This is a genomic window from Amycolatopsis sp. YIM 10 (assembly GCF_009429145.1).
Taxonomy (GTDB): domain Bacteria; phylum Actinomycetota; class Actinomycetes; order Mycobacteriales; family Pseudonocardiaceae; genus Amycolatopsis.
In genome coordinates this window covers 8141619-8167514 of record NZ_CP045480.1, presented here as the reverse complement: position 1 = coordinate 8167514, position 25896 = coordinate 8141619, and the positions used below count along the sequence as shown (strand labels likewise).

Genomic DNA, 25896 nt, shown 5'->3' with positions numbered 1-25896 from the left:
GAGATGAGCAACTTGCACCTTCCCCAGTCCCGGTACGTGCTGCCCTCCTACGTGGAGCGGACCAGCTACGGGATCAAGGAGTCGAACCCGTACAACAAGCTGTACGAAGAGCGTCAGATCATGCTCGGCGTGCAGGTCGACGACGCTTCGGCCAACGACGTGATGGTCCAGCTGCTGCACCTGGAGCACGAGGACCCGGACCGCGACATCACCATCTACATCAACTCGCCCGGTGGCTCGTTCACCGCGCTGATGGCGATCTACGACACCATGCAGTACGTCCGGCCGGACATCGTCACCATGTGCATCGGCCAGGCCGCCTCGGCCGCCGCGGTGCTGCTCGCCGCGGGCACCCCCGGCAAGCGGTTCTCGCTGCCGAACTCGCGCGTGCTGATCCACCAGCCGGCCACCGAGGGCACCTACGGGCAGGTCTCGGACCTGGAGATCCAGGCCGCGGAGATCCAGCGCGTGCGGCGCCTGATGGAGACCACGCTGGCCAAGCACACGAACAAGTCGCTGGAAGAAGTCCGCGACGACGTCGAGCGGGACAAGATCCTCACCGCCGACCAGGCCAAGGAGTACGGCATCATCGACGAGGTGCTGCCCTACCGCAAGGCCTCGGCGGAGAACTGAGCCCGATGGCCGGGGCACCGGTTGGCACGCGAGCGCGTGATCGTACCGGTGTTCCGGCCGATGGCCTCTTCCGGCGCGCCTAGTACCGCTCAGGTCCTCCCGTAGGACGCGCCGGGCGGGTACCGTCTGTGGAATACGCGTCAGAGTCCCGTCGCGACGGGCAGGCTAGAGAAGTCAGGTGCACCCGAGCGCACCGGAGGGGACGAGGTCCACGGTCATGGCACGGATCGGTGACGGCGGAGACCTGCTGAAGTGTTCTTTCTGCGGGAAGAGCCAGAAACAGGTGAAGAAGCTCATCGCCGGACCCGGCGTGTACATCTGTGATGAGTGCATCGATCTCTGCAACGAGATCATCGAGGAGGAACTGGCCGAAGCGGGTGACGTCAAGCTCGACGAGCTGCCCAAACCGGCTGAGATCCACGACTTCCTCGAGCGCTACATCATCGGCCAGGACGAGGCCAAGCGCACGCTCGCGGTAGCGGTCTACAACCACTACAAGCGCATCCAGTCCGACGACAAGACCGGGCCGAAGGACTCCAAGGACGAGCCGGTCGAGCTGGCCAAGTCCAACATCCTGATGCTCGGGCCGACCGGATGCGGCAAGACCTACCTGGCCCAGACGCTGGCGAAGCTGCTGAACGTGCCGTTCGCCATCGCCGACGCGACCGCGCTGACCGAGGCCGGGTACGTGGGCGAGGACGTCGAGAACATCCTGCTCAAGCTGATCCAGGCGGCCGACTACGACGTCAAGCGCGCCGAGACCGGCATCATCTACATCGACGAGGTCGACAAGATCGCCCGCAAGTCGGAGAACCCCTCGATCACCAGGGACGTCTCGGGCGAGGGCGTGCAGCAGGCGCTGCTGAAGATCCTCGAGGGCACCACCGCCTCGGTGCCGCCGCAGGGCGGCCGCAAGCACCCGCACCAGGAGTTCATCCAGATCGACACGACGAACGTGCTGTTCATCGTGGCCGGCGCGTTCGCCGGGCTGGAGAAGATCATCAACGAGCGGGTCGGCAAGCGCGGCCTCGGCTTCGGCGCGGAGATCCGCACCAAGTCCGAGATCGAGAACAGCGACATCTTCTCCGACACCATGCCGGAGGACCTGATCAAGTTCGGGCTCATCCCCGAGTTCATCGGCCGGTTGCCGGTGGTGGCCAGCGTGACCAACCTGGACAAGGAGTCCCTGGTCTCGATCCTGACCACGCCGCGGAACGCGCTGATCAAGCAGTACAAGAAGCTCTTCGAGATGGACAACGTCGAGCTGGAGTTCACCAAGACGGCGCTGGAGGCCATCGCCGACCAGGCGATGCTGCGTGGCACGGGTGCCCGCGGCCTGCGCGCCATCATGGAGGAGGTGCTCCAGCCGGTGATGTACGACATCCCCAGCCGCGACGACGTGGCCAAGGTCGTGATCACCGAGCAGACCGTCCGCGAGAACGTGAACCCGACCATCGTCTCCCGCCAGCCGTCGCGGCGGCAGCGTAGCGAGCGCGGGGAGAAGTCGGCCTGACCAGCCCGGAAAGACCTCAGTTCGGCGACCTGCCGCGGCGACTGGTGACCGTCGGCAGGCTCGCCCACCCGCTGAACCACCGGATCTTCGCCGGTGTGCTGGTGCTGCTCGTGGTGCTGTGCGTGATCGCCACCACCACGCGGCAGTCCCTGCTGACGCTGGCCCCGGTGCCGCTGTACCTGCTGGGCGCGTTCGGCCTGTGGCAGGTGCGGCGGACCGAGGCGCCGCCGCGGCTGCTGGCGTGGTGGGTGGTGCTGCTGAGTGGAACTCTCGGCGGTTTCTGGCTGATGGGCTTCGTAGCCAACGCATTAGACCGGTAGCGCCCGGCAATCCACGGGCTAAGCTGGACAATCGCCGTCCAACAAAGTTCCCACTGGTGGAAGCGTTGTGAATGTGTTCACCCATCCGGCCCTGTTCTACCGCGGCCGCGACGAGTTCCTGTCCGGCACCGTTCCCTTTGTCACCGAAGGGCTGGCCGCGGGCGAGCCGGTGGCGGTCGCGCTGCCCGGCGAGCACCTGAGCTGGCTCAGCGAGGAACTGGACGAGGGCGCGCGGCAGCGCGTGCGGTTCGTCGACATGGCTGAGGCCGGTCGCAATCCCGGGCGCATCATTCCCGGCGTGCTGCGTGACTTCGCCGATCGGCACGAGGGCCCGGTGCGGTTGGTCGGCGAGCCGATCTGGCCGGGCCGGTCGCCGGTGGAGTACCCGGCGTGTGCCCAGCACGAGGCACTGATCAACTTCGCCTTCGCCGGACGGCCGGTCACCGTGCTGTGCCCGTACGACGCCGAGGGCCTGGAGTCGTGGATCCTCGACGAGGCCGCGTGCACGCACCCGGAGCTGAGTGATCACTACGGCACCTGGGCGAGCAAGTCGTTCTCGCCGGAGCAGGTGATCGAGCGCTACAACCAGCCGTTCCCGGCGCCGGGGGACATCCCGTGGGTGCTCTCGTTCGACCGGACCGGGCTGAGCGGCGTGCGCCGGTTCGCCGGGGAACGCGCCGCCGCGTACGGCCTCGGCAAGGAGCGCGTGCTCGACCTGACACTGGTGGTCGGGGAGCTGTGCGCGAACAGCCTGCGGCACGGGCGGGGTTCCGGCGTGCTGCGGGTGTGGTGCGAGGAGGGCACGGTGATCTGTGAGATCCGCGACTCCGGGCACATCACCGACCCACTGGCCGGCCGGCGGCCCGCTTCACCGACCCAGCCGGGCGGCCGGGGACTGCTGATGGTCAACTTCCTGTCCGACCTGGTCCGCGTGCACACCGCCCCGGAGGGCACGCAGACCCGGATCTACTTCCACCTCACCCCGCAGGACGCCCGGGTACCCGCTTCCTGAGCCGGGCTCAGGCCGGGCGGGCCGGTGCCAGGACGTGTTTGCCGAGGAAGCTGACCAGGCCCGGTACCACGCTCCGGAAGAAAGCCTCGCCGTGCTTGCCTCGGGCGGTGTGGCCCACCTTCGGCTTGGCCTCGGCGATGAACTGCCGCACACCGCCGATGAAAGCGTCCTCGGTGCCACACCAGACACCGGTGGGGATGCCCTGGATGTCCCCGAGGTGCTTCAGCGGGTCCATCGAGGCCCAGTCGGCGGCATCGCGGAAGGCGTTCCGCTTGCTCATCTCGGCCCACGAGGTGATCAGCGCGGGGGAGACGGCCGCGACCGCGGCGGGTGGCCGCCGCTGCTGGGCCCGACGCCTCGCGTAGAGCAGTGCGCCGAAGCCGCCCATCGAGGTGCCCGCGCAGGCGAACGGCACCCCGTCGGCACCGCCGAGGCCGCGCTGGGCCAGCCAGACCGGGACCTCTTCGAGCAGCATCCGCATCGGGTCGTCGCCGGACACGACCTCGTGCCAGTAGTTGTCGGGACCACCGTCGACGGCGAGAAAACCGTAGGCCGGGATCGCCCGCCGGGCGACCTCGCCGCTGAGCTGGTTGACCAGGCCACCGGGCGCCGACCGGCGCCCCGAGCCACCCCGGCCGTGCAGGTAGAGCGAGATGGGCAGGCCGCGCTGCGGGTTCTTCGACGGCAGCATGAACACCAGGTCGACCTCGCGACCCCGCGCCGCCGAGTAGACCCGCTCGACCCTGGTCACGCCCAGTTCGGTGGCCGGGTTGGAGGAGGCGACGCCCAGCGCGCGCTGCATCGCCTCGCTGAACGGCAGGACGCCGGTGGCACCCGCGGCGGCCACCCCGGCGACTCCGAGCGCGGAGCCGCCGGCCAGCAGCACCGAACGGCGGCTGAACCGGCGCCTCCCGCGCCGCTCGCCGTCGCTGTGCTCAGCCGGCCCTCGCCCGGTTGAGCCTTCCCCGCCGTCCACTCGCCGTCCTGCCGTTTCCTGCCCCCAGCCGGGCGCCAGGACGCGGGTGCGTCATGTGCGAAACCGACCTCGACTTCCACATCGTCGCAGGTGCCGAGAGTGTTTCGCCCCGAAATCCGCCGGTTTCAGTGACGTAGGACGCGCTCGTCGCGGGTGTAGATGTTCATGCTCTCGCCGCGCAGGAAACCCACCAGCGTGATGCCGTTTTCCTCGGCCAGTTCGACCGCCAGCGAGGAGGGCGCGGAAACCGCGGCGAGCATCGGCAGCCCGGCCATCGCGGCCTTCTGCACCAGCTCGAACGACGCCCGCCCGGACACCAGCAGCCCGGCGCCCGGCAGCGGCACCCGGCCTTCCAGCAGTGCCCAGCCGAGCACCTTGTCGACCGCGTTGTGCCTGCCCACGTCCTCGCGCACGACCAGCAGCTCACCATTCGAGTCGAACAACGCGGCGCCGTGCAGCCCGCCGGTGGCGTCGAACACCTTCTGCCGGGCGCGCAACTGGTCCGGGAGCTTCGCCAGCAGGTCGGCCGTCACCGCGAAGTCGCTGTCGCCCGGCGCGAACCGGGTGCGCAGCTTGACCGCGTCGAGCGCGGCCTTGCCGCAGACTCCGCAGGAGGAGGTGGTGTAGAAGTTCCGCTCGACGCCGGTGTCCGGCGCGGGCACGCCCTCGGCGAGCGCCAGGTCCAGCACGTTGTAGGTGTTGCGCCCCTGGTCGTCGACGCTGTCGCAGTAGCGGGCGGTGCGGACGTCCTCACGGCTGCCGAGCACGCCCTCGGACAGCAGGAAGCCGTGCGCCAGCTCCACGTCGTGGCCGGGTGTGCGCATGGTCACCGCGAGCGCGCGCCCGCCCACCCTGAGCTCCAGCGGCTCCTCGGCGGCTAGTGCGTCCGGCCGGGTTCGTTCACCACGGGTGGTCAACTTCAGCACGGGCTTACGCACGGTCACGCGTCCCATTTCTGCCTCCCGCGTTCGGTGGAAACCAATAGTGCGCTCGGCGCCGATCGGTAATACATTGCGGCGGCTAAGTAACAGTCTAGGGAGGCTCCCCCCATGCCCGTCGGCTTCCTCGACCGCTCCCGCATCATCGCGCCACCCGGCTGGAGCCGCTGGCTCATCCCGCCCGCCGCGTTGTCCGTGCACCTGTCTATCGGCCAAGCGTACGCGTGGAGCGTGTTCAAACCGCCGCTGGAGAAGTCGCTCGACCTGACCGGCACGCAGAGCGCGCTGCCGTTCCAGCTGGGCATCGTGATGCTCGGGCTGTCCGCGGCCTTCGGCGGCACGCTGGTGGAGAAGAACGGCCCGCGCTGGGCGATGTTCGTCTCGATGGTCTGCTTCTCGTCCGGCTTCCTGATCTCCGCGCTCGGCGTGGCCACGTCGCAGTACTGGCTGGTCGTGCTCGGCTACGGCGGGCTCGGCGGCATCGGGCTCGGCATCGGCTACATCTCGCCGGTGTCCACTTTGATCAAGTGGTTCCCGGACCGGCCCGGCATGGCCACCGGCATCGCCATCATGGGTTTCGGCGGCGGTGCGCTGATCGCCTCGCCGTGGTCCAGCCAGATGCTGCGCACCTTCGGCGGTGACACCGGCGGCATCGCCACCACCTTCGCCGTGCACGGGGTGGTCTACGCGTTGTTCATGACCCTGGGCGTACTGCTGGTCCGGGTACCCGCCGACGACTGGAAGCCAGACGGTTACCAGCCCAAGGCGGCCGCGGCCGGGCGGATGATCACCACCGCGAACGTGTCGGCCAAGAACGCGATCAAGACGCCGCAGTTCTGGCTGCTGTGGGTGATCCTGTGCTTCAACGTCACCGCGGGCATCGGCATCCTGGAGAAGGCGGCGCCGATGATCATGGACTTCTTCGAGTCCACCGCGACGCCGATCGCGGCGGCGTCGGCCGCCGGGTTCGTGGCGCTGCTGTCGCTGACCAACATGCTCGGCCGGTTCGTCTGGTCGTCCACTTCGGACCTGGTCGGCCGACGCAACATCTACCGGCTCTACCTCGGCGTCGGCGCGCTGATGTACTTGGTGATCGCGCTGACCACGAACAGCTCGAAGCTGTTGTTCGTGCTCTGCGCGCTGGTCATCCTGTCCTTCTACGGTGGCGGGTTCGCCACCATCCCGGCGTACCTGAAGGACCTGTTCGGCACCTTCCAGGTCGGCGCGATCCACGGCAGGCTGCTCACCGCCTGGTCCACCGCGGGCGTGCTCGGGCCGCTGATCGTGAACGCGATCGCCGACGGCCAGAAGTCGGCGGGCAAGGACGGGCCGGCGCTGTACAGCACCTCGCTCTACATCATGATGGGCCTGCTCATCCTCGGCTTCGTCGCCAACGAGCTGGTGCGCCCGGTCAGTGAGAAGTACCACGAACCGGTCGCCGCCCCGGCGGGCGCCGGCAAGGAGGCGTGATGAACTCGAAGCGCACCGGGCTGATGATCTTCGCCTGGATCTGGGTGGGCCTGCCCTTCCTCTACGGCGTGGTGGAGCTCTTCCGAAAGGTGGTCCAGCTCTTCGGCGGCTGACAAAAGAGTCTTGCCAACTCCTTAGCGAGCCGAAAGACTGACCGCACTTTCCGCTCGTGGAGGTGGCCTGTGTCGTTTTCGCGTTCCGCTCGTGGGCTGGTACTGGCTGTGGTCGCCGGTCTGATGATCAGCACGGTGACCACCGGCCCGGCGCTGGCCGCGCCCGAGCCGCCACCGGGGCAGTCCCATCGCGAGCCCGGGTACGGCCCGGAGCGCAACGCGGTCGCCGCGACCGATGCCCCGCCGCAGCTGCGTGCGGCGGCGGCCGGGGAGAACAAGCCGCGCGGGGACCGCGGCGGTTACCCGCGTCAGACCGAGCTGCGCACCTACCCGGCCGACCCGGCGGACAAGTCGATCAAGCTCGGGCTCTCGCCGTACCACGCGCTGGCGCCGAAGTTGAACGAACTGCAGCAGCGCAGCAACCGGATCTCGGTGGAGGTCGCCGGGCAGTCCGGCCTCGGGCGCGACCTGTACCTGGTCACGCTGACCGCACCGGAGAACTCGGCGCAGAGCTGGATGCAGGAGCACTGGCGCGACAAGATCGAGAACGACCCCGGCCGCGCGGCCCGCGACGCCGCGTTGCGCGCCGGCTACAAGACCCCGGTGTGGATCAACAACAACATCCACGGCAACGAGTGGGAAGGCACCGACGGCGCACTGCGCGTGATCGAGTACCTCGCCACCACGAACGACAAGGCCGCGCTGGATCTGCTCAAGCGCAGCCGGATCTACCTCAACCTCACCGCCAATCCGGACGGCCGCGTCGCCGGTACCCGCGCGAACGCGAGCGGGTTCGACATGAACCGCGACTTCGTCACCGCGTCGCAGCCGGAAACCCGGGCGATGCGTGAGATCGTCATGGGCAAGCAGCCGGTGATGATGCTCGACGAGCACGGGTACGTGGAGAACACGCTGATCGAGCCGACCACCCCGCCGCACGGCCAGAACTACGACTTCGACCTCTACATCAAGCACGGCTACGAAAACGGCCTGGCGATGGAGAAGGCGGTGCAGGCGCTCGGGCACCCCGAGGCGGCCAAGCCGGAGATCCCGTTCCGCGACTACGAGCCGGGCGTGTGGGACGGCTGGGCGCCGATCTACACCGCGCAGTACTCGATGTACCACGGCGCCGTGTCCTACACGATCGAGGTCCCGCAGCGCGTCAACAACGACGCCTACAACCTGCCCGCCGAAGAACTGCAGCGCCGGTCGAAGATCAACACCGACGTGGTGGAGGCGACCATCCGCACCACCATCGACTACGCCGACACCCACCGCACCGAGCTGATCGACAACCAGATCGAGATCTTCCGCCGCGGTGCCGCCGGTGAACCGCAGCGCCAGCTGCCGGACGGTTTTGTGCCCGGCTTCGGCCCGGAAGACCGCTACACCACCGAGTTCCCGCGTGCCTACGTGATCCCGGCGGGTACCGGCCAGCGCTCGGCGCCCGCGGCGGCACGGCTGGTCGACCACCTGGTGGCCAACGACGTGCGTGTGCAGCGGGCGGACGCGGACTTCCAGCTGGCAGGCAAGAGCTACCCGGCCGGTTCGTACATTGTGGACATGCATCAGCCCAAGCGGGCACTGGCGAACGTGATGCTGGAGACCGGCGCCGACATCTCCGGCAAGGTCGAGGTGATGTACGACATCTCGGGCTGGAGCCACCGCCTGCTCTGGGGCGCGTCGGTGGACATCTCCAAGGCCGGGGCACCGAACGTGCGCACCAGCCCGGTGACCATCGCCGCGCCGACCGGCGGGGTGGACGCCGCGCCCGGCCAGGATCTGGCGCTGAACATCGCCGACGGCAAGGACGTGCTGGCGGTGAACACCCTGCTGGGGCAGGGCCGTCCGGTGCACCAGCAGGCCGACGGCACGGTGGTGGTGCCCGCTTCGGAACGCGTCGCCGTGCTGGAGGTGGCGAAGAACCTCGGGGTGCGGTTCACCGCGGCGCCCGCCGGTGAGCGTGGCCCGCTGATGCGCAAGCCGGTGATCGCCGGTGCGGTGGCCGCCGACGAACTGCTGGTGCTGCGCGAACTCGGCTTCGAGGTCCGCCCGGTTTCCACGCAGGTGCTCAACAACGGATTCGATCTGAGCCGGGTGGACGCGTTGTTCGTCTCCTCCGGGCTGGACTACCGCGGGCTGAACGCGGCGGCGAAGAACTCGGTCAAGCGGCTGTTCAACCGCGGTGGCGTGATCACCCGCGGGGCGACCGGCGCGGCGTTCAACACCGAGGCCGGACTGCTGCCGGTGACCGCGGTGACCGGCCGCGAGGACGCCAACGGCGTGGTCTCGGTGACCAACGGGACCGGGCCGATCGGCACCGGTGCGCCGGAGAGTTCGTTCGTGTACTCGCCGTTGTGGTTCACCGGCCTCGGCGCGGGCGTGACCGCCGAACAGCGCTACGCGGAGCAGAACCCGCTCGCCGCGGGGCACTGGCTGCCGAACGAGGACGGCCAGGGCCCGGCGCAGGCGGCCGGTGCCGCCGCCGTGGTGTCCGGTGTGGACGAAAGCGGGGCGAAGACGGTCATGTTCGGCACCGAGCCGTTGTTCCGCGCGCATCCCAAGGGCTTGTACGCGCAGGTGGGCAAGGCCGTGTTCTGGGCGACCACCCGATGAGCCGCGGCGTGCTGGTGACCGGTGCGTCCAGCGGGATCGGCCGGGCGGTGGCCACCGCCTTCGCCGGGCTCGGCGATCGGGTGGCCGTCCACTATGGATCGAACCGGACGGCCGCCGAGAAGACGCTCGCCGAGCTGCCCGGTTCCGGCCACGTGCTGGTGACCGGTGACCTCGCCGATCCGGTTGCCGCGCAAGGACTCGCCGACGAGGCCGAAGAGAAGCTCGGCGGTGTCGACGTGCTGGTGAACAACGCGGCCGTGGCGACCGGCCCGGAGAACGCGCACGCCGTGGCGGAAGTGTCCTATGCGGACTGGCAGGCCGCCTGGCAGCGCATGGTCGGCGTGAACGTCTTCGGCACGGCCAACCTCACCTACTGCGTGACCCGGCACATGATCGATCGCGGTGCGCCCGGCCGGGTGGTCAACATCGGCTCGCGCGGGGCGTACCGCGGCGAGCCGGACCACCCGGCCTACGGCGCCACCAAGGCGGCGATGCACGCGTTCGGGCAGTCGCTCGCGGTTTCCCTGGCACCGCACGGCATCGCGGTCGCTTCGGTGGCACCCGGCTTCACCGCCACCAGCCGCGTCGCCGACCGGCTGGACGGGCAGCAGGGCGAGCAGTTGCGCGGGCAGAGCCCGTTCGGCCGCGTGGGTTCGCCGGAGGAGGTGGCCGCGGCGGTGGTCTATCTCGCCTCCGCCGACGCGGCCTGGGCCTCCGGTGCCGTGCTCGACCTGAACGGCGCCTCACACCTGCGCTGAGCGTTTACCGGGGTTCCCGCCACATCGGGTAGATCTCGGGTCCGTCCGGGAAGCGGATCGGGTCTCCGCTGGGTTCGAAGCCGTGACGGAGGTACAGCGCGCGGTTGCGGGTCGAGCTGGCCTCCAGGTACACGGGCGTTTTCCCGGCGTCGGCCCGGCCCAGTTTGTCGCGCAGCAGCGCGCTGCCGAGGCCGTGGCCCCGGTGGTCAGGCAGCACGCCCATGCAGGACAGATAGACGTGCGCGGTGTGCGTCGGATGCCGGGCCTCGGTCAGTTGCGAGACGAGCATGCCGCGCCGCGCGATTTCGGCGAACGCCGGAGGTATTTCGAAATCGTCCGGGAGCCCCTCCTCCTCGGTTTCCCCGGCTTCGCGGTCCAGCCAGACGGAAATGGCGCCGAAGTCCGCGGCGGTGAGCACCTCACCCCGTTCCAGCGCCTTGCTCACCACCCCACCGAGCTGATCCGGCAGGATCTGCTTGCGCAGCGCGGGATCCGGGATCACCCACGCGCTCACCACCTCGTCGAAGAAGGCCGCGCCCATCGCCTCGGCGGCCCGGTCCAGTTCCCCCGGCTGTACCCGGTGCACGATCGTCTGCGTCATACCGGCTCAACGCGGGACCGGCGCCGGACGTGCCCGGTGGTTAGGGTGGAGCGCATGCTCATCGCGGAAGACCTGGTACTGCTCGTGTTCGACGACGAGTCCGGCAAGCCGGACAGCATGGTGACCAACCTGCCGTACGCACTGGCCGGCGCGTTGCTGATCGAGCTGGGCATCGAGAACCGGATCGGCGTCGACGAGGAGAACAAGGGGCGCCTGGTTCTGCTCGACCGCACCCCGCCCGCGCACCCGGTGCTCGCCGACGCGCTGGTCAAACTGGAGAAGTTCGACGGGCGCAAGCCCAAGGACGCGATTTCGCCGCTCTCCGGGCAGAAGCTCACCGAACGACTGCTCGAAGGCCTCGCCGACCGCGGCGTGCTGCGGCGTGAAGAGGGCAAGGTGCTCAAGCTGTTCCCGGTGACCCGTTGGCCGGCCGAGGATTCCGCGCACGAGGTGGAGTTGCGGAAGACGCTGAACGCGGTGCTGGTGGACGGTCAGGACCCGGACGAGCGCACCGCCGCGCTGGTCGCCGTGCTCGCCGCGATCAAGGCCGCGAGCAAGGTGCTCGACCTGCCGGAGCGCTCTGACCGCAAGCTGGTCGACCAGCGTGCCAAGGACATCGCCGAGGGCAACTGGGGCTCGGTGGCCACCCGCAAGGCGATCGAGGAACTCACCGCGGCCGTGATGACCGCGGTGATGATCCCCGCCATCGTCACTACATCGACGACCTGACAGTCACTACGAGCTGACCGGCTCCAGACGTACCACGATGGACTTCGACACCGGGGTGTTCGACTCGTCGGCCACGGAATCCAGTGCCACCAGTGCGTTCGCCTCGGGGAAGTACGCTGCCGCGCAACCGCGTGCGGTCGGATAGGCGACCACGCGGAAGCTCGGTGCCCGCCGCTCGCTGTCCGTCCACTCCGAAACCAGGTCGACCAGGGCACCGTCGGCCACGCCGAGCCGGGTCAGGTCTTCGGGGTTGACGAAGACCACCCGGCGGCCGTCCTCCACGCCGCGGTAGCGGTCGGACAGGCCGTAGATCGTGGTGTTGTACTGGTCGTGGCTGCGCAGGGTCTGCAACAGCAACCTGCCTTCGGGCACCGACGGGTACTCCAGCTCGCTGGCGGTGAAGTTCGCCTTGCCGTTGCGGGTGCCGTTGAACTCCCTGGCGTCGCGCGGCGCGTGCGGCAGCACGAACCCGTCCGGCTGGCGCACCCGCTTGTTGTACTCGTGACACCCGGGCACCACGTTCGCGATGTGGTCACGGATGCGGTCGTAGTCGTCGATGAACTCCAGCCACGGCACCGGGTGTTCCTCGCCGAGCAAGGTGTTCGCCAGGCGGCACAGGATGGCCACTTCGGACAGCAGGTGCTCACTCGCCGGTTCCAGCCGGCCACGCGAGGTGTGCACCGCCGACATCGAGTCCTCGACCGTGACCACCTGCTCGCCGCTCACCTGGACGTCGCGTTCGGTCCGGCCCAGCGTGGGCAGGATCAGCGCGGTCCGGCCGTGCACCACGTGCGACCGGTTCAGCTTGGTGGACACCTGCACGGTCAGCTCGCACGAGCGCAGCGCGCGTTCGGTCAGCTCGGTGTCCGGGGTCGCGGCCGCGAAGTTGCCGCCCACCCCGAAGAACACCTTCGCCCGGCCGTCGCGCATCGCGCGGATCGAGTCCACCGTGTCCCAGCCGTGCTTGCGCGGCACCGGGATGCCGAACTCGCGCTCCAGCGCGGACAGGAAGGACTCCGGCATCTTCTCCCAGATGCCCATGGTGCGATCGCCCTGCACGTTCGAGTGGCCGCGGACCGGGCAGAGCCCGGCGCCCGGCTTGCCGATCATCCCCCGCAGCAGCGCGACGTTCGCGATCTCCTTGATCGTCGGCACCGCGTGCTTGTGCTGGGTCAGGCCCATCGCCCAGCAGTAGATGGTCCGCTCGGACTCGGCGATCATCCTGGCGATCTTGACGATCTGCTCGCGCGGCAGCCCGGTCGCCTCGTCGATGCGGTCCCAGTCCAGTTCGCCGACGCGCTCGCGGTACTCGGCGAAGCCCTCGGTCCAGCCGTCGATGAACTCCCGGTCCAGCACGGTGCCGGGAGCCGCTTCCTCCCAGGCCAGCAGCAGGTGCCCGATCGCCTGGAAGAAGGCCAGATCACCACCGAGCCGGATCTGCGCGAACTCGTCGGCCAGCGGGCTGCCCTTGCCGACCAGGCCGCGCACGTTCTGCGGGTTCTTGAACCGCATCAGCCCGGCCTCGGGCAGCGGGTTCACCGCGACCACCTTCGCCCCGCGCGACTTGGCCTCCTCCAGCGCGGAGAGCATGCGCGGGTGGTTGGTGCCGGGGTTCTGCCCGACCACCACGATCAGGTCGGACTTGTGGATGTCGGCCAGGCTCACCGAGCCCTTGCCGATGCCGGTGGTGGCCGAGAGCGCCGCGCCGGAGGACTCGTGGCACATGTTCGAGCAGTCCGGCAGGTTGTTCGTGCCGAACGAGCGCACCATCAGCTGGTACACGAACGCGGCCTCGTTGCTGGTGCGGCCGGAGGTGTAGAACAGCGCCTCGTCCGGGCTGGCCAGCCCGCGCAGATGGCTCGCGACCAGGTCGAACGCGTCGTCCCAGCTGATCGGCTCGTAGTGCGTGCCGCCATCGCGCAGCACCATCGGCTCGGTCAGCCTGCCCTGCTGCCCGAGCCAGTACTCGGTGCGGCCGTCCAGTTCCTCGAGTGAATGCGCGGCGAAGAACTCGCGCCCGACCCGGCGCTTGGTGGCCTCCTCCGCGACGGCTTTCGCGCCGTTCTCGCAGAATTCGGCCAGCTTCCGGTGCTCGCCGTCGGCCTCGCGCGGCTCGGGCCACGCGCACCCCGGGCAGTCGAAGCCCTCGCGCTGGTTGAGCACGCGCAGCGCGCGGACGGTCCGTCCGGCGCCCATCTGCTCCTGGCCCCGTTTGAGCGAAACCAGCACGCCGGGAAGACCCGCCGCCCAGCTCTTCGGCTTGCCGACGGCCAGCTTGCTCTCGTCGATGTCCTGCTGTGGTGCCTTGTCCGTCACCCCTCCATCGTGCGCCCTGCCCCGCGGCCTCGCGACCTCGGCCGGTTCGTAGACTTGACAGGTGACCGAGAACGCCTTGAGCCAGCCTGACCTGCCCAACGCTTGGAACCCGGCCGACGAAGAGGCCGCGATGTACCAGCGCTGGGTAGACGCCGGCTACTTCAAGGCCGACTCCAGCTCGGAGAAGCCGCCGTTCACCATCGTGCTGCCGCCGCCGAACGTCACCGGCAGCCTGCACATGGGCCACGCGCTCAACCACACGGTGATGGACGCGCTCACCCGCCGCCGCCGGATGCAGGGCTTCGAAGTGCTCTGGCTGCCCGGCATGGACCACGCCGGCATCGCCACCCAGAACGTGGTGGAGCGCGAGCTGGCCGGTCAGGGGGTGTCCCGCCACGACCTGGGCCGCGAGAAGTTCGTCGAGCGCGTCTGGGAGTGGAAGGAGGAGTACGGCGGCAAGATCCTCGGCCAGATGCGCCGCCTCGGTGACGGCGTGGACTGGAGCCGCGAGCGGTTCACCATGGACCCCGGGCTCTCGCGCGCGGTGCAGACGGTGTTCAAGCGCCTGTTCGAGGACGGGCTGATCTACCGCGCCGAGCGCATCATCAACTGGTGCCCGCGCTGCCGCACCGCGCTGTCGGACATCGAGGTGGAGCACTCCGAGGACGAGGGCGAGCTGGTCTCGATCCGCTACGGCGACGGCGAGAACGCCATCGTGGTGGCCACCACGCGTGCGGAGACCATGCTCGGTGACACCGCGGTCGCGGTGCACCCCGACGACGAGCGCTACCGGCACCTGATCGGCACCGAGGTCGAGCTGCCGCTGACCGGGCGGATGATCCCGATCGTGGCCGACGAGCACGTCGACCCGGAGTTCGGCACCGGCGCGGTCAAGGTGACCCCGGCGCACGACCCGAACGACTTCGAGATCGGCCGCCGCCACGACCTGCCGATGCTGACGATCATGGACGAGCGCGCGGTGATCACCGCGGCCGGTCCGTTCGAGGGCCTCGACCGGTTCGAGGCGCGGCCCGCGGTGGTCGCGGCGCTGCGCGAGCAGGGCCGGATCGTCGCGGAGAAGCGGCCGTACCTGCACTCGGTCGGGCACTGCTCGCGCTGCAACACCGTGGTCGAGCCGCGCCTGTCGCTGCAGTGGTGGGTCAAGGTCGAGCCGCTGGCCAAGGCCGCCGCCGAGGCGGTGCGCGACGGCCGCACCAAGATCCACCCGCCGGAGCTGGCCAAGCGCTACTTCGACTGGGTCGACAACATGCACGACTGGACGATCTCGCGCCAGCTGTGGTGGGGGCACCGGATCCCGGTCTGGTACGGCCCCAACGACAAGGTGGTCTGCGTCGGACCGGACGAGGAGCCGCCCTCGGGCGAGGGCTGGACCCAGGACCCCGACGTGCTGGACACCTGGTTCTCGTCGGGCCTGTGGCCGATCTCCACGCTCGGCTGGCCGGACGAGACGCTGGACCTGCGCAAGTTCTATCCGACCAGCGTGCTGTCCACCGGCTACGACATCCTGTTCTTCTGGGTGGTCCGGATGATGATGTTCGGGCTGTACGCGATGGACGGCAAGCAGCCGTTCGACCACGTGTACCTGCACGGGCTGATCCGCGACGCGCAGGGCAAGAAGATGTCGAAGTCGCGCGGCAACGTGATCGACCCGCTGGACTGGCTGGACAAGTTCGGCGCGGACGCCACCCGGTTCACCCTGGCCCGCGGTGCCAACCCGGGCAACGACATGGCCATCGCCGAGGAGTGGGCGGCCGGTTCGCGCAGCTTCGGCACGAAGCTGTGGAACGCCACCAGGTTCGCGTTGATGAACGGCGCGAACGTGTCGGCGCCGCTGCCGCCCGCGGCGGAGCTGACCGAGGCCGACCGCTGGATCCTCGGCAGGCTCGGCGCTGTGGTGTCCGAAGTGGACGAACTGTTCGACGGCTTCCAGTTCGCGAAGCTGTCCGGTGTGCTCTACCAGTTCGTCTGGAACGAGCTGTGCGACTGGTACGTGGAACTGGCGAAGGTGCAGTTCTCCGGTGCCGCCGCGGAGAACACCCGGCTGGTGCTCGGGCACGTGCTCGACTCGGTGCTGCGGTTGCTGCACCCGATCATGCCGTTTGTCACCGAGCGGCTGTGGAAGGCGCTGACCGGCGGGGAGTCGCTGGTGATCGCGTCGTGGCCGTCCCCGGACACCGCTTCGTACGCCGACGAGGTCGCCGACCGGCGGATCGCCGACGTGCAGAAGCTGGTCACCGAGGTGCGGCGGTTCCGCTCCGAGCAGGGCCTGAAGCCGGGCCAGAAGGTGGCCGCGCGGGTCTCCGGCGCCGGTTTCGACGCGCTGTCCGCGCACGACGCGGCGGTCCGCTCGCTGGTCCGCCTGACCGAGGCCGGGGACGAGTTCACCGCCAGCGTGTCGCTGGAGGTCGCGCTCTCGGAGGGCGTCGCCGAGGTGGCGCTGGACCTGTCCGGCGCGGTCGACGTGGTGGCCGAGCGCAAGCGGCTGGAGAAGGACCTCGGGCTGGCGCAGAAGGAGCTGAAGCAGACCGAGGGCAAGCTGGGCAACCAGGCCTTCCTCGACAAGGCCCCGGACGCGGTGGTCGACAAGATCAGGGCACGCCGGGACACCGCGGTCAGCGACATCGAGCGCATCAACGCCCGGCTGGCCGCCCTGCCCACCGCCTGACCTTCACCCTGCTCTCCGCCCGGAGGTTTGGCCGCGCCGGTCGCGGGCAAACCCTCCGGGCGGAGATCAAGGAGGCGAAGTGCTCAGACTCGGTTTCCCGACCATCGGGGTGACGGATGTGGAGCGCGCGGTCCGGTTCTGGACCTCGGCGCTGGACTTGACGGACAGTCCCGAATGGGCCACAGAGCGCTGGCGGACGCTGGTGGACTCCGGCGGCTCCCGGGTGATCGGGCTGATGCGCAGCGAGTCGCCGGTGGAGCGGCGGCCGCGGGTGCACCTGGATCTGGTGGTCGACACCACCGCCGAGCAGGAAGCCGAGGTGGCCAGGCTGATCGGCCTCGGTGCCACCAGGATCGACTGGGACGACTACCCGCCGAAGCCGGACTTCGTGGTGCTGGCTGATCCGGACGGCAACCCGTTCTGCGTGGTCGACCTCAGCCGGGCGCCCTCGGGTTCAGCGGAGGCGCCCGGCTGAGTCGGGTGGGCTAACCCCTTCGCAGGTGGTCGAATATCACCCCCGAAACGCCCTGCATCCCGGCCGGCACCGGGTGGTAGCGGGCGGCGTCGTCGCGGCTCAGATCGCCGTTGACCCAGGCGGAACCGGGCTGGGCGCACGCGTCGTGGCCGAGTGAGGGGCCGTGTACGTCCACATAGGACGATCCGCTGTCGGCCGCCGCGTCGGCGATGGCGTCGTTGAGCGCCTGCTCCAGCTCGGCGACCCAGGCGTAGTCACCGTCGGCGAACGGCAGGATCGAGCCGCAGAAGCCGGACGACGGCACCACGCGAGGATAGCCGACCGCGAGCACCTTGGCCCTCGGTGCGCGTTCGCGGACCTGCCGCAGGCCGTCGGTCAGGTTCTGCTCGGTCTGCGTGATGATGCCGCGCAGCGTGTCCGTGCCGTTGACGGTGAAGTACGCCCGGCACGGCGCCCCGGTCGGGTGCTGCGGCCGCAGCGCCGGGCAGGTGTCGACGATGCGCTGGAACAGGTTGTAGTCGTTCACGCCGAGGCCGACGGTGACCAGATCGGTTTCCGGCCGCAGCGCGTCCAGCTGCGGCCGGTTGCTCCCGTCGGCCAGCTCCTGCGGCTGGGTCAGGTGGGTGGTGTCCGCGCCGCTGCAGCTGGCGTCCACGGCGGACCGCGTCACCAGCAGGCCGGCCAGCAGCGAGCTGTAGTTCGCCGAGGACCGGCGGCAGCCCGCCGGATCGGCGCGTTGCTCCGGGATCAGCGGTCCGGCGGTGAACGAGTCGCCGAGCGCCACGTAGTTCTGGTACGCGGGCAGGGCCTGTGCCGGGACCGCGGGCACCACGGCGGCCAGCGCGACCGCGAGCCCCGCGCAGAGTGCGTTCCTCAAGTCATTCCCCTCGGCGCAGGTGGTCGTAGACAACACCGGAGATGCCGTGCATCCCGGCGGCGAACGGGTGGTAGGGCGCGGCGTACGAGCGCAGCCGCTTGCCGTTGATCCAAGCCGCGTCCCCGGCGCAGGCGTCGTGCCCGAGCGACGGGCTCCAGGTGTCCACATAGGACGCACCGCCGGCGGCGGCGGCCGCGGCGATGGCCCCGTTGAGCGCCTGTTCGACGCTGTTCAGCCAGGCGTAGTCGCCGTCGGCGAACGGCAGCACGGACGGGCAGTACCCGGTCTCCGGTGCGATCCGCGGATAACCGATGGCCAGCACCTTCGCCCGTGGCGCGTAGGCCCGCACGGTCTGGAAGGCGACCCGGAGATTCCCCTCGATCTTCGAGGTGGCCAGCTTCAGCGTGTCGATGCCGTCGACGGCGAAGTGCTCCCGGCACGGTGACCCGTTCGGATCCAGCTTCCGCAGCCCGGGACAGGTGTCGACGATCCGGCCGAACAGGTTGAAATCGTTGCCCCCGATGCCGATCGTGACCAGGTCCGTCTCCGGCCGCAGCGCGTTGAACTGCGGTGGGTGGTAGCCGATGGCCAGCCGCTGCGGTGCGGTCAGGTGGGTGGTGTCCGCGCCACTGCAACTGCCGTCCACATAGGACCGGACGCCGAGCTTGATCGCCAGCAGCGCCGGGTAGTTGCCGGTCGAGCGCAGGCAGCCCGCCGGATCCGCGCGCTGCCAGGGGATCAGCGGCCCGGCGGTGTAGGAGTCGCCGAGTGCCACGTAGTTCTGGAACGCGGTTGCCGCACCCGCCGCGGGTGCCGTGGCCAGGGCCGCTGCCGCCGTGATGGCTGCCAGCAGCCCGGTACTTCGTCGCCGTCTCATCTGTCGAGGTGTCCCTTCGCGCCGTGAAATCCGAACCTTGTTCATCTGCTTAGTCGGGGGTTTCGCGGCGGGGAGCCTCCAAAGGAGTGCAGGCACCCGGTGAACTTAGGTGACCTCACGCTCACCCAGGGTCACCACTTCGGCGTAGTGGCTTGACGACGCTCGGTTGCGGAAAGCGCTGTCAAGTCTGCCAACTGGTGGACATCTGGACACAGGTACTCAAATTGAGATCATTCGGGACATACTTCTGCTTGCTATGAACGTAAGTTCTCCGTAGTGTCCCGAAACATGGCTGTGACCGACCTCTCCGCAGAGGCCTCGTCGATGACCCCCTCCGCTGTTCCCCGGCCCAGGGTGGCCGTGGTGGGCAGCGGCTTCATGGGCCGCGTGCACGCCGAGGCGGCGCGTCGCGCGGGCGCCGAGATCGTCGGCGCGGTGGGTTCCAGCGCGGAGCGCGCGGCCGGTGCCGCCGAGGCGGTCGGTGCTGCTCAGGGCTATTCCGATCTGCACGCGATGCTCACCGACGCCGCCCCGGACGTGGTGCACGTGTGCACCCCCAACGCGGTGCACGCGACGGCCGCCGAGACCGCGCTCGCCGCGGGCGCCCACGTGATCTGTGAGAAGCCGCTGGCCACCTCCGCCGAGGACGCGGCGCGGCTGGCGGCCGCCGCGCTCGACGGCGGCCGGGTGGCCACCGTCCCGTTCGTGTACCGCTTTCACCCGATGGCGCGGGAAATGCGGGCGCGGATCGCGGCGGGGGAGCCGGGCGCGGTGTCCGTTGTGCACGGTGGATACCTGCAGGACTGGCTCTCCCGCCCCGATGACGACAACTGGCGCGTGAACGCCGCGGTCGGCGGGCTCTCGCGAGCCTTCGCCGACATCGGCTCGCACTGGTGCGACTTCCTGGAGTTCGTGCTCGGCGAGCGCATCCTCGCGCTGTCCGCGCAGAGCGCCACCGTGCGCGAGCGCCGCGGCGACGTGCCGGTGTCCACTGAGGACCTGGTGACCCTGCACCTGCGCACCGCGAGCGGGGTGCTCGGCACCGGCGTCATCTGCCAGGTCGCGGCCGGGCGCAAGAACCGGCTGCACCTCGAAGTCTCCGGCACCGACGCCAGCCTCGGCTTCGACCAGGAACTGCCCGAACAGCTGTGGCTCGGCCGCCGCGACGGCAGCACATTGCTGGTCCGCGACCCGGAAACGCTGTCACCGGGGGCGTTGCGCTACTCGCGGCTGCCCGCCGGCCACGCGCAGGGCTACCAGGACTGCTTCGACGCGTTCATCGCCGACACCTACGCGGCCGTGCGCGGGGAGCCGGTCGCCGACGGCCTGCCCACCTTCGCCGACGGCCTCCGCGCGGCCCGGCTGACCGAAGCCGTGCTGACCTCGGCCGCGGCGGGCGGGCAGTGGACGGAGGTCCCCGAATGACCGTGTCGCCCAAGGTGAAGCTGACCGGCATCACCAAGCGCTTCTTCGGTGTGCCCGTGCTCAAGGACGTCGACCTCGAACTGTACGAGGGCGAGGTGCACGCGCTCGTCGGCGAGAACGGGGCCGGAAAGTCCACCCTGATGAAGGTGCTGGCCGGGGTGCACCGCCCGGACGAGGGCAAGGTCGAGGTCGACGGCACCGAGGTGCACTTCGGCTCGCCGCGTGACGCGCAGGCCGCCGGGGTGTCGATCGTGCACCAGGAGTTCAACCTGCTCGGCGACCGCACAGTGGCGGAGAACGTGTTCCTCGGCCGTGAGCCGACCCGCCGCGGCCAGGTGGACCGCCGCAAGATGGAGGCCGACACCGCCGAGCTGCTCGACGGCATCGGCGTCAGGAACATCTCGCCGCGCACCGCCGTGCGCCGCCTGCCGGTGGCGTTGCAGCAGGTGGTCGAGATCGTGAAGGTGCTCTCCACCGACGCGCGGGTGATCGCGATGGACGAGCCGACCGCCGCGCTCGCCGGGCACGAGGTGGAGCTGCTGTACAGCCTGATCGGGCGCCTGCGTGAACGCGGGATCGCGGTGCTCTACGTCTCGCACCGGATGCGCGAGGTGTTCGACCTGAGCCAGCGCATCACCGTGCTCAAGGACGGCGCGCTGGTCACCTCGGCGAACACCGCGGACCTGACCAGCGACCAGCTGGTGCGGCACATGGTCGGCCGCCCGCTCGACGCGCTGTTCCCCGACCGCGCCGAAGAAGCCGACCTCGGCGAAGTCCGGCTGGCCGTGCGGGGTGCGGGGAACGAGAGGCTTCGCGGCATCGACTTCGAGGTGCGTGCCGGTGAGATCGTCGGACTGGCCGGGCTGCAGGGCGCCGGGCGCTCGGCGGTGGCCAGGGCCGTCTGCGGGATCGACCCGTTCACCAGTGGCACGGTCGAGATCGACGGCAAGGCCGCGCGCCTGCGCTCGCCGCGGGATTCGGTGCGGCGCGGGATCGCGCACGTCACCGAGGACCGCAAGGGCGAAGGACTCGCGCTGCGGCAGTCGGTCAAGGACAACGCGCTGCTCGTCCGCCGGTCCGCGTTCGGTCGCGGGCTGGGCAAGCTGGACCTGCCCGCGCTGCTGAAGTCGGTCACCGTGGTGGCCCGCAACGAGGACCAGGAAGTGCGCTTCCTCTCCGGCGGTAACCAGCAGAAGGTCGTGCTGGCGAAGTGGCTGGCCGTCGAGCCCAAGGTGCTCGTGGTCGACGAGCCGACCCGCGGCATCGACGTCGGCGCCAAGCGAGCCGTCTACGACCTGCTCCGGGAACTGGCCGGGCGCGGGGTCGCCATCCTGATGATCTCCTCCGAACTCCCCGAGCTGATCGGGATGAGCGATCGCGTGCTGGTCATGCACGAAGGCCGCCTGGCCGGGGAACTGCCCGCCGGGCCTACCGAGGAAGCCGTGATGTCACTGGCCACCGGACACGAACTGGCGGGTACGGCATGACCGCGCTCGCCGAACGCCCGGCCGCGTCGAAGCCGCCGGAACGCAAACGTCCGCAGTGGACGAGCAGGCTGACCCCCGTGGTGTCGGTCTACCTGGCGCTGGTGGTCCTGCTCGTGGTGGGCAGCGTGCTGGTCGCGGTGGACGGCGGCACGCTGCTCGACCAGGGCGGCATCCTGAACATCCTGACCCGCAGCACCACGCTCGGCCTGGTCGCGATCGGGCAGACGCTGGTCATCCTGACCGGCAAGCTGGACCTGTCGGTGGCCTACCTGATCGGGCTGTGCTCGCTGATCGCCGCCGAGACGATGGCGGGCGACCCCGGCAACATCGTCTTCGCCGTGCTGCTCACCCTGGCCGTGGCCGCGGTGGTCGGCCTGGTCAACGGCCTGGTGATCACCCGGCTCAAGGTGAACGCGTTCATCGCCACCCTTGGCACCGCGCTGATCATCCGCGGTTACCTGGAAAACGGTTACGAGGGCCCGGCCGGTGAGGTGCCGAGGGCCTTCCAGCACCTGGGCTACGACCGGATCGGGCCGATCCCGATCTCCACCCTGCTGATGCTCGCGCTGGCCGGGCTGGCCTGGTGGTACCTCGGCCGCACGCGCGGTGGTTACCACATCTACGCGGTCGGCGGCGACGAGGAAGTGGCGCGGCTGTCGGGGGTCCGCACGCAGCGCACCATCGTCAAGGCACACGTGCTGTGCTCCATCGCGGCCGGGCTCGCCGGGATCTTCCTGGCCAGCAGGCTCGGCTCCGGCGCACCGTACGTCGGCACCGACGCCGGGTACGACCTGGAGTCCATCGCGGCCGTGGTGCTCGGCGGCACGCTGCTCGCCGGTGGCCGCGGCGGTGTCGCCGGAACCATCGGCGGTGTGCTGATCCTGGCCACCCTGGACACGATCTTCGACGACCTCGGTGTCACGCCGTTCTTCAAGGACGTGGTCCGCGGTGTGGTGCTCATCGTGGCCGTGGCGCTCTACGCCCGCCGACAGCTTTCCAGGAGGGGCAAGTGACGCGACGGCTCAAGCTCACCGAGGGCACGCTGCCGGTCCTCGTGGTGCTCGCGATCCTGTTGGTGGCACTGGCTTTCGCCGGTCCCGCGTACAGCGAACCGGCCGGCTACCTCGCGCTGCTCAAGCGCGCGGCGCCGCTGATGATTCTCGCCATCGGGCAGTACTTCGTCATCGTCAGCGGCGGTTTCGACCTCTCGGTCGGCTCGCTGGTCACCGCGGAGGTGGTGATCGCCGCGCGGCTGATCGACGGGGACGAGTCGGCCACCGCGTGGGTGCTGCTGTTCATGCTCGGCTTCGGCGCGCTGGTCGGCCTGGTCAACGGGCTGATCACCACGCGGCTGCTGGTGCCGTCGTTCATCGTGACCCTGGGAATGTTGCTGGTGCTCGACGGCGCGGTGTTCCTGTGGACCGGTGGTGCGCCACGCGGCGCGCTCTCGGACGCCTTCCGCACGGTCGGCCGCGCCGGGTTCGAGGTGCCGCTGCTCGGCCAGGTGCCCTGGTCGGTGCTGCTGCTCGCGGCGATCGTGGTGGCGGCCGTGTTGTTCATGCGTGGTGGTACCGGCCGGACCCTGGTCGCGGTCGGCGACAACGAGACCGCGGTCCGGCTGGGCGGTGGCCGGGTGGAGCGGCTGCGCACCCTCGCGTTCGTCCTTTCCGGACTGTCCGCCGCGGTGGCCGCGGTGCTGCTCGGCGGATTCGCCGGGGTGTCCGCGCAGGTCGGTGACGGCCTGGAGTTCCGCGTGATCACCGCGGTGGTGCTCGGCGGCGTGGTGCTCGGCGGCGGCCGCGGTTCGGTGGTCGCGGCGATGGCCGGCGCGCTCACCCTGGAGTCCCTGTTCTCCCTGCTCAACCTGCTCGGTGTCTCCGGTGGCCTGGAGTCCGCGGTGCAGGGCGTGATCATCATCGCCGCCGTGGCCTACGCCTCGGTCGGCAGCAACCTTTTCCGGCACAAAGCGGTGAACCAGGAGAAAACGAATGTCAAAGAAGAAACTGCTGCGCAGCAGTAGCTTCGCTCTCGCGGCCGCGGGCGTGCTCGCCCTGTCCGCGTGTTCGAGCGATCTGCCTGCCGACACCGGCGGTACCACCGGCGCCTCGCCGTCGGCGGGTGCTCCGGCCAACTCGGAGTTCTTCGACCAGGCCGAGTACGACCGCCAGCTGGCCCTGCGGTCCGCCACTCCGCAGGGGCCCGCGGACAAGCCGTGGGAGCAGGCGCTCGAACCCGTCATGACGGACACCGCCAAGTACAAGAAGGACGGTCCGTACAACATCTGCTTCTCCAACGCCTCGGTGGACAACCCGTGGCGACAGGTCGGCTGGAAGACCATGCAGGCCGAGGCCGAGCTGCACCCGGAGATCGCGAAGTTCACCACGCTGGACGCCGAAGCCAAGGACGACAAGCAGATCAGTGACATCCAGTCGCTGACCTCGCAGGGCTGCAACGCGCTGATCGTCTCGCCGAACACCACCGCCACGCTGACCCCGGCGGTGGAGCAGGCCTGCGCCACCGGCATCCCGGTGATCACCTTCGACCGCGGCGTCAACACCGAGTGCCCGGTCACCGCGATCCACCCGATCGGCGGCTACGCCTTCGGTGCCAGCGCGGCGGAGTTCCTGGCCAAGTCGATCCCGGCCGGCGGCAAGGTGCTCGGCCTGCGCGTGCTGCCCGGCGTGGACGTGCTCGAGCACCGCTGGGCCGCGGCGGAGAAGATCTTCGCCGCCAACGGCGTGAAGGTGGTCGGTGCCGAGTTCACCGGCAACGACAGCGCCAAGGCCAAGAGCATCGTCTCGGACTACCTCCAGCGCGAGGGCAAGATCGACGGCATCTGGATGGACGACGGCACCGCCGCGGTCCCGGTGCTGGAGGCCTTCGAGGACGCCGGTGCCGAGGCGCCCGCGATCTCCGGTGAGGACCAGCAGCAGTTCCTGGAGAAGTGGAAGAAGGAGAACCTCAAGGCCTTCGCCCCCACCTATCCGACCTACCAGTGGCGCACCCCGGTGATCGCCGCGCTGAAGATCCTCAAGGGCGAGCAGGTGCCCAAGGAGTGGATCCTGCCGCAGCCGGTGATCGAAACCTCCACTTTGGACCAGTACCTGACCGCGGGCATGCCGCCGCTGCACTACGGCCTGTGCGGCTGCAAGGAGATGCCCGGATTCCCGGACAAGTGGAAGTAGGCTGATGCACGCTATCGGTGTCAACACCTGGGTCTGGGCGTCCCCGCTGGACGACAAGGCGCTGGCCGAACTGGCACCCAAGGTGGCCGCGGCCGGGTTCGACTGCATCGAGCTGCCCGTCGAGAACCTCGGCGACTGGCAGCCCGGTGCGGCGGCCCGGCTGCTGGCCGGCCTCGGCCTGACCGCCTCGGTGGCGCTGGTCATGCCGCCGGGTCGCGAGCTGGTGGGTGCCGACGACGCGACGGTCAGGTCCACACAGGACTATCTCCGCGCGGTGGCCGACGTCGCCGCGGAGGTGGGCTCGCCGGTGATCGCCGGGCCCGCCTACAGCTCGGTCGGGCGCACCTGGAAGATGTCCGTCGCCGAGCGGGCGGCGGCCATCGAACAGTTGCGGGAGAACCTGTCGCCGGTGGCCGAGCACGCTCGGTCGGTCGGGGTGCGGGTGGCCGTCGAACCGCTCAACAGGTACGAAACCAGCCTGCTGAACACGGTCGCGCAGACTCTGGAAGCGCTTTCTGAGTTGGCCGGCTGCGGCGTGGCGATCGACGTCTACCACCAGAACATCGAGGAGACCGACATTCCCGCCGCGATCCGGTCGGCCACCGGCCGGATCGCCCACGTGCAGGTCTGCGCGAACGACCGCGGCACACCGGGAACCGACCACCTGGACTGGCCGGGCATCCTGGCCGCGATCGCGGACGCCGGGTACACCGGCCCGCTGTGCATCGAGTCCTTCACCGCGCACAACGCGAGCATCGCCACCGCGGCGTCGATCTGGCGTCCGCTCGCGGAAAGCCAGGACGCGTTGGCCGCCGACGGCCTCGCGTTCCTGCGGAAGATCCAGAAGGGGGGCTAGTTCCCAGTTCCAGTCCGCGGCGCCGGCACGCCG

Annotated in this window: 22 protein-coding genes; 16 read left to right on the top strand and 6 right to left on the bottom strand. The window is 69.7% G+C overall.

The genetic code is table 11. From position 1 onward, the window contains the following. The first annotated feature begins 3 nt into the window (after nt 1-3). From YIM_RS38620 to YIM_RS38605, 4 genes are all read left to right on the top strand, one after another. Complete coding sequence (locus YIM_RS38620; protein ID WP_153035081.1) at nt 4-633, top strand: ATP-dependent Clp protease proteolytic subunit; 630 nt, start codon at nt 4-6, stop codon at nt 631-633. 217 nt (nt 634-850) lie between these two features. Then, the gene (gene clpX, locus YIM_RS38615) at nt 851-2146 is read left to right on the top strand and encodes an ATP-dependent Clp protease ATP-binding subunit ClpX (RefSeq protein ID WP_113696774.1); all 1296 of its coding nucleotides are present in this window, start codon (nt 851-853) and stop codon (nt 2144-2146) included. 44 nt (nt 2147-2190) lie between these two features. Beyond that, nucleotides 2191-2466: a hypothetical protein gene (locus YIM_RS38610; protein ID WP_153035080.1), complete on the top strand. Its 276-nt coding sequence runs from the start codon at nt 2191-2193 to the stop codon at nt 2464-2466. Between the two features lie 73 nt (nt 2467-2539). After that, nucleotides 2540-3478: a sensor histidine kinase gene (locus YIM_RS38605; protein WP_228004290.1), complete on the top strand. Its 939-nt coding sequence runs from the start codon at nt 2540-2542 to the stop codon at nt 3476-3478. A gap of 7 nt (nt 3479-3485) precedes the next feature. On the opposite strand, the gene YIM_RS38600 is transcribed toward YIM_RS38605, so the two are convergent. Both YIM_RS38600 and fdhD read right to left on the bottom strand, forming a co-directional pair. Continuing rightward, entirely contained in the window at nt 3486-4364 is an 879-nt protein-coding gene (locus YIM_RS38600) for an alpha/beta hydrolase-fold protein (RefSeq protein WP_228004289.1), read from the bottom strand. A gap of 215 nt (nt 4365-4579) precedes the next feature. Continuing rightward, a complete protein-coding gene (gene fdhD / locus YIM_RS38595) occupies nt 4580-5407 on the bottom strand; it encodes a formate dehydrogenase accessory sulfurtransferase FdhD (protein WP_153035077.1) in 828 nt (275 codons plus the stop codon). A 96-nt stretch (nt 5408-5503) separates the two neighbouring features. Here fdhD and YIM_RS38590 point away from each other — a divergent pair, with 96 nt between their 5' ends. The 3 genes from YIM_RS38590 (at nt 5504) to YIM_RS38580 (ending at nt 10349) form a co-directional block, all read left to right on the top strand. Next, complete coding sequence (locus tag YIM_RS38590; RefSeq protein WP_153035076.1) at nt 5504-6862, top strand: OFA family MFS transporter; 1359 nt, start codon at nt 5504-5506, stop codon at nt 6860-6862. A gap of 182 nt (nt 6863-7044) precedes the next feature. Further along, entirely contained in the window at nt 7045-9591 is a 2547-nt protein-coding gene (locus tag YIM_RS38585) for a M14 family zinc carboxypeptidase (RefSeq protein WP_228004288.1), read from the top strand. Continuing rightward, nucleotides 9588-10349, top strand: a complete 762-nt coding sequence (locus YIM_RS38580) for an SDR family NAD(P)-dependent oxidoreductase (protein ID WP_153035075.1) — start codon at nt 9588-9590, stop codon at nt 10347-10349. The genes YIM_RS38585 and YIM_RS38580 overlap by 4 nt, the downstream gene beginning before the upstream one ends. A 4-nt stretch (nt 10350-10353) precedes the next feature. Here the strand turns inward: YIM_RS38580 and YIM_RS38575 are convergent, their stop codons facing one another. Continuing rightward, nucleotides 10354-10950 carry an N-acetyltransferase gene (locus YIM_RS38575; protein WP_153035074.1) on the bottom strand — a complete coding sequence of 199 codons (597 nt, stop codon included), beginning with the start codon at nt 10948-10950 and terminating at the stop codon, nt 10354-10356. Nucleotides 10951-11004: 54 nt separating this feature from the next. Between YIM_RS38575 and YIM_RS38570 the strand changes: the two genes are divergently transcribed. Beyond that, nucleotides 11005-11679 (top strand): GPP34 family phosphoprotein, encoded by a 675-nt coding sequence (locus YIM_RS38570; RefSeq protein ID WP_153035073.1) that lies wholly within the window; start codon nt 11005-11007, stop codon nt 11677-11679. Between the two features lie 6 nt (nt 11680-11685). Here the strand turns inward: YIM_RS38570 and YIM_RS38565 are convergent, their stop codons facing one another. After that, on the bottom strand, nt 11686-13995 hold the full coding sequence (locus tag YIM_RS38565; protein WP_153035072.1) for an FdhF/YdeP family oxidoreductase: 2310 nt from the start codon (nt 13993-13995) through the stop codon (nt 11686-11688). A 61-nt stretch (nt 13996-14056) separates the two neighbouring features. On the opposite strand from YIM_RS38565, the gene YIM_RS38560 reads away from it, so the two are divergent. Together YIM_RS38560 and YIM_RS38555 are read left to right on the top strand one after the other, a co-directional pair. After that, nucleotides 14057-16681 carry a valine--tRNA ligase gene (locus tag YIM_RS38560; protein WP_153035071.1) on the top strand — a complete coding sequence of 875 codons (2625 nt, stop codon included), beginning with the start codon at nt 14057-14059 and terminating at the stop codon, nt 16679-16681. Between the two features lie 79 nt (nt 16682-16760). Beyond that, entirely contained in the window at nt 16761-17156 is a 396-nt protein-coding gene (locus YIM_RS38555) for a VOC family protein (protein ID WP_153035070.1), read from the top strand. 10 nt (nt 17157-17166) lie between these two features. Here the strand turns inward: YIM_RS38555 and YIM_RS38550 are convergent, their stop codons facing one another. Further along, the gene (locus YIM_RS38550; protein WP_153035069.1) at nt 17167-18033 is read right to left on the bottom strand and encodes an SGNH/GDSL hydrolase family protein; all 867 of its coding nucleotides are present in this window, start codon (nt 18031-18033) and stop codon (nt 17167-17169) included. A 1-nt stretch (nt 18034) separates the two neighbouring features. After that, entirely contained in the window at nt 18035-18910 is an 876-nt protein-coding gene (locus YIM_RS38545; RefSeq protein WP_153035068.1) for an SGNH/GDSL hydrolase family protein, read from the bottom strand. 288 nt (nt 18911-19198) lie between these two features. Between YIM_RS38545 and YIM_RS38540 the strand changes: the two genes are divergently transcribed. The 6 genes from YIM_RS38540 to YIM_RS38515 are packed head-to-tail and all read left to right on the top strand — an operon-like array spanning nt 19199 to nt 25863. Further along, nucleotides 19199-20335 carry a Gfo/Idh/MocA family protein gene (locus YIM_RS38540; RefSeq protein ID WP_153035067.1) on the top strand — a complete coding sequence of 379 codons (1137 nt, stop codon included), beginning with the start codon at nt 19199-19201 and terminating at the stop codon, nt 20333-20335. Continuing rightward, entirely contained in the window at nt 20332-21822 is a 1491-nt protein-coding gene (locus tag YIM_RS38535; protein ID WP_153035066.1) for a sugar ABC transporter ATP-binding protein, read from the top strand. Before YIM_RS38540 ends, YIM_RS38535 begins: the two co-directional genes overlap by 4 nt. Next, nucleotides 21819-22835: an ABC transporter permease gene (locus YIM_RS38530; protein WP_153035065.1), complete on the top strand. Its 1017-nt coding sequence runs from the start codon at nt 21819-21821 to the stop codon at nt 22833-22835. Before YIM_RS38535 ends, YIM_RS38530 begins: the two co-directional genes overlap by 4 nt. Continuing rightward, nucleotides 22832-23842 (top strand): ABC transporter permease, encoded by a 1011-nt coding sequence (locus YIM_RS38525; RefSeq protein ID WP_228004287.1) that lies wholly within the window; start codon nt 22832-22834, stop codon nt 23840-23842. Before YIM_RS38530 ends, YIM_RS38525 begins: the two co-directional genes overlap by 4 nt. Beyond that, complete coding sequence (locus YIM_RS38520) at nt 23811-25007, top strand: ABC transporter substrate-binding protein (protein WP_153035064.1); 1197 nt, start codon at nt 23811-23813, stop codon at nt 25005-25007. The genes YIM_RS38525 and YIM_RS38520 overlap by 32 nt, the downstream gene beginning before the upstream one ends. Nucleotides 25008-25011: 4 nt before the next feature. Next, on the top strand, nt 25012-25863 hold the full coding sequence (locus YIM_RS38515; protein ID WP_153035063.1) for a sugar phosphate isomerase/epimerase: 852 nt from the start codon (nt 25012-25014) through the stop codon (nt 25861-25863). The last annotated feature ends 33 nt before the right edge of the window (nt 25864-25896 follow it).

Excerpts from the sequence above, each read along its gene's own strand:
- YIM_RS38620 (WP_153035081.1), top strand. The coding sequence starts at position 4 with ATGAGCAACTTGCACCTTCCCCAGTCCCGGTACGTGCTGCCCTCCTAC.
- clpX (WP_113696774.1), top strand. The coding sequence starts at position 851 with ATGGCACGGATCGGTGACGGCGGAGACCTGCTGAAGTGTTCTTTCTGC.
- fdhD (WP_153035077.1), bottom strand. The coding sequence starts at position 5,407 with ATGGGACGCGTGACCGTGCGTAAGCCCGTGCTGAAGTTGACCACCCGT.
- YIM_RS38590 (WP_153035076.1), top strand. The coding sequence starts at position 5,504 with ATGCCCGTCGGCTTCCTCGACCGCTCCCGCATCATCGCGCCACCCGGC.
- YIM_RS38580 (WP_153035075.1), top strand. The coding sequence starts at position 9,588 with ATGAGCCGCGGCGTGCTGGTGACCGGTGCGTCCAGCGGGATCGGCCGG.
- YIM_RS38575 (WP_153035074.1), bottom strand. The coding sequence starts at position 10,950 with ATGACGCAGACGATCGTGCACCGGGTACAGCCGGGGGAACTGGACCGG.
- YIM_RS38570 (WP_153035073.1), top strand. The coding sequence starts at position 11,005 with ATGCTCATCGCGGAAGACCTGGTACTGCTCGTGTTCGACGACGAGTCC.
- YIM_RS38545 (WP_153035068.1), bottom strand. The coding sequence starts at position 18,910 with ATGAGACGGCGACGAAGTACCGGGCTGCTGGCAGCCATCACGGCGGCA.
- YIM_RS38540 (WP_153035067.1), top strand. The coding sequence starts at position 19,199 with ATGGCTGTGACCGACCTCTCCGCAGAGGCCTCGTCGATGACCCCCTCC.
- YIM_RS38535 (WP_153035066.1), top strand. The coding sequence starts at position 20,332 with ATGACCGTGTCGCCCAAGGTGAAGCTGACCGGCATCACCAAGCGCTTC.
- YIM_RS38530 (WP_153035065.1), top strand. The coding sequence starts at position 21,819 with ATGACCGCGCTCGCCGAACGCCCGGCCGCGTCGAAGCCGCCGGAACGC.
- YIM_RS38520 (WP_153035064.1), top strand. The coding sequence starts at position 23,811 with ATGTCAAAGAAGAAACTGCTGCGCAGCAGTAGCTTCGCTCTCGCGGCC.
- YIM_RS38515 (WP_153035063.1), top strand. The coding sequence starts at position 25,012 with ATGCACGCTATCGGTGTCAACACCTGGGTCTGGGCGTCCCCGCTGGAC.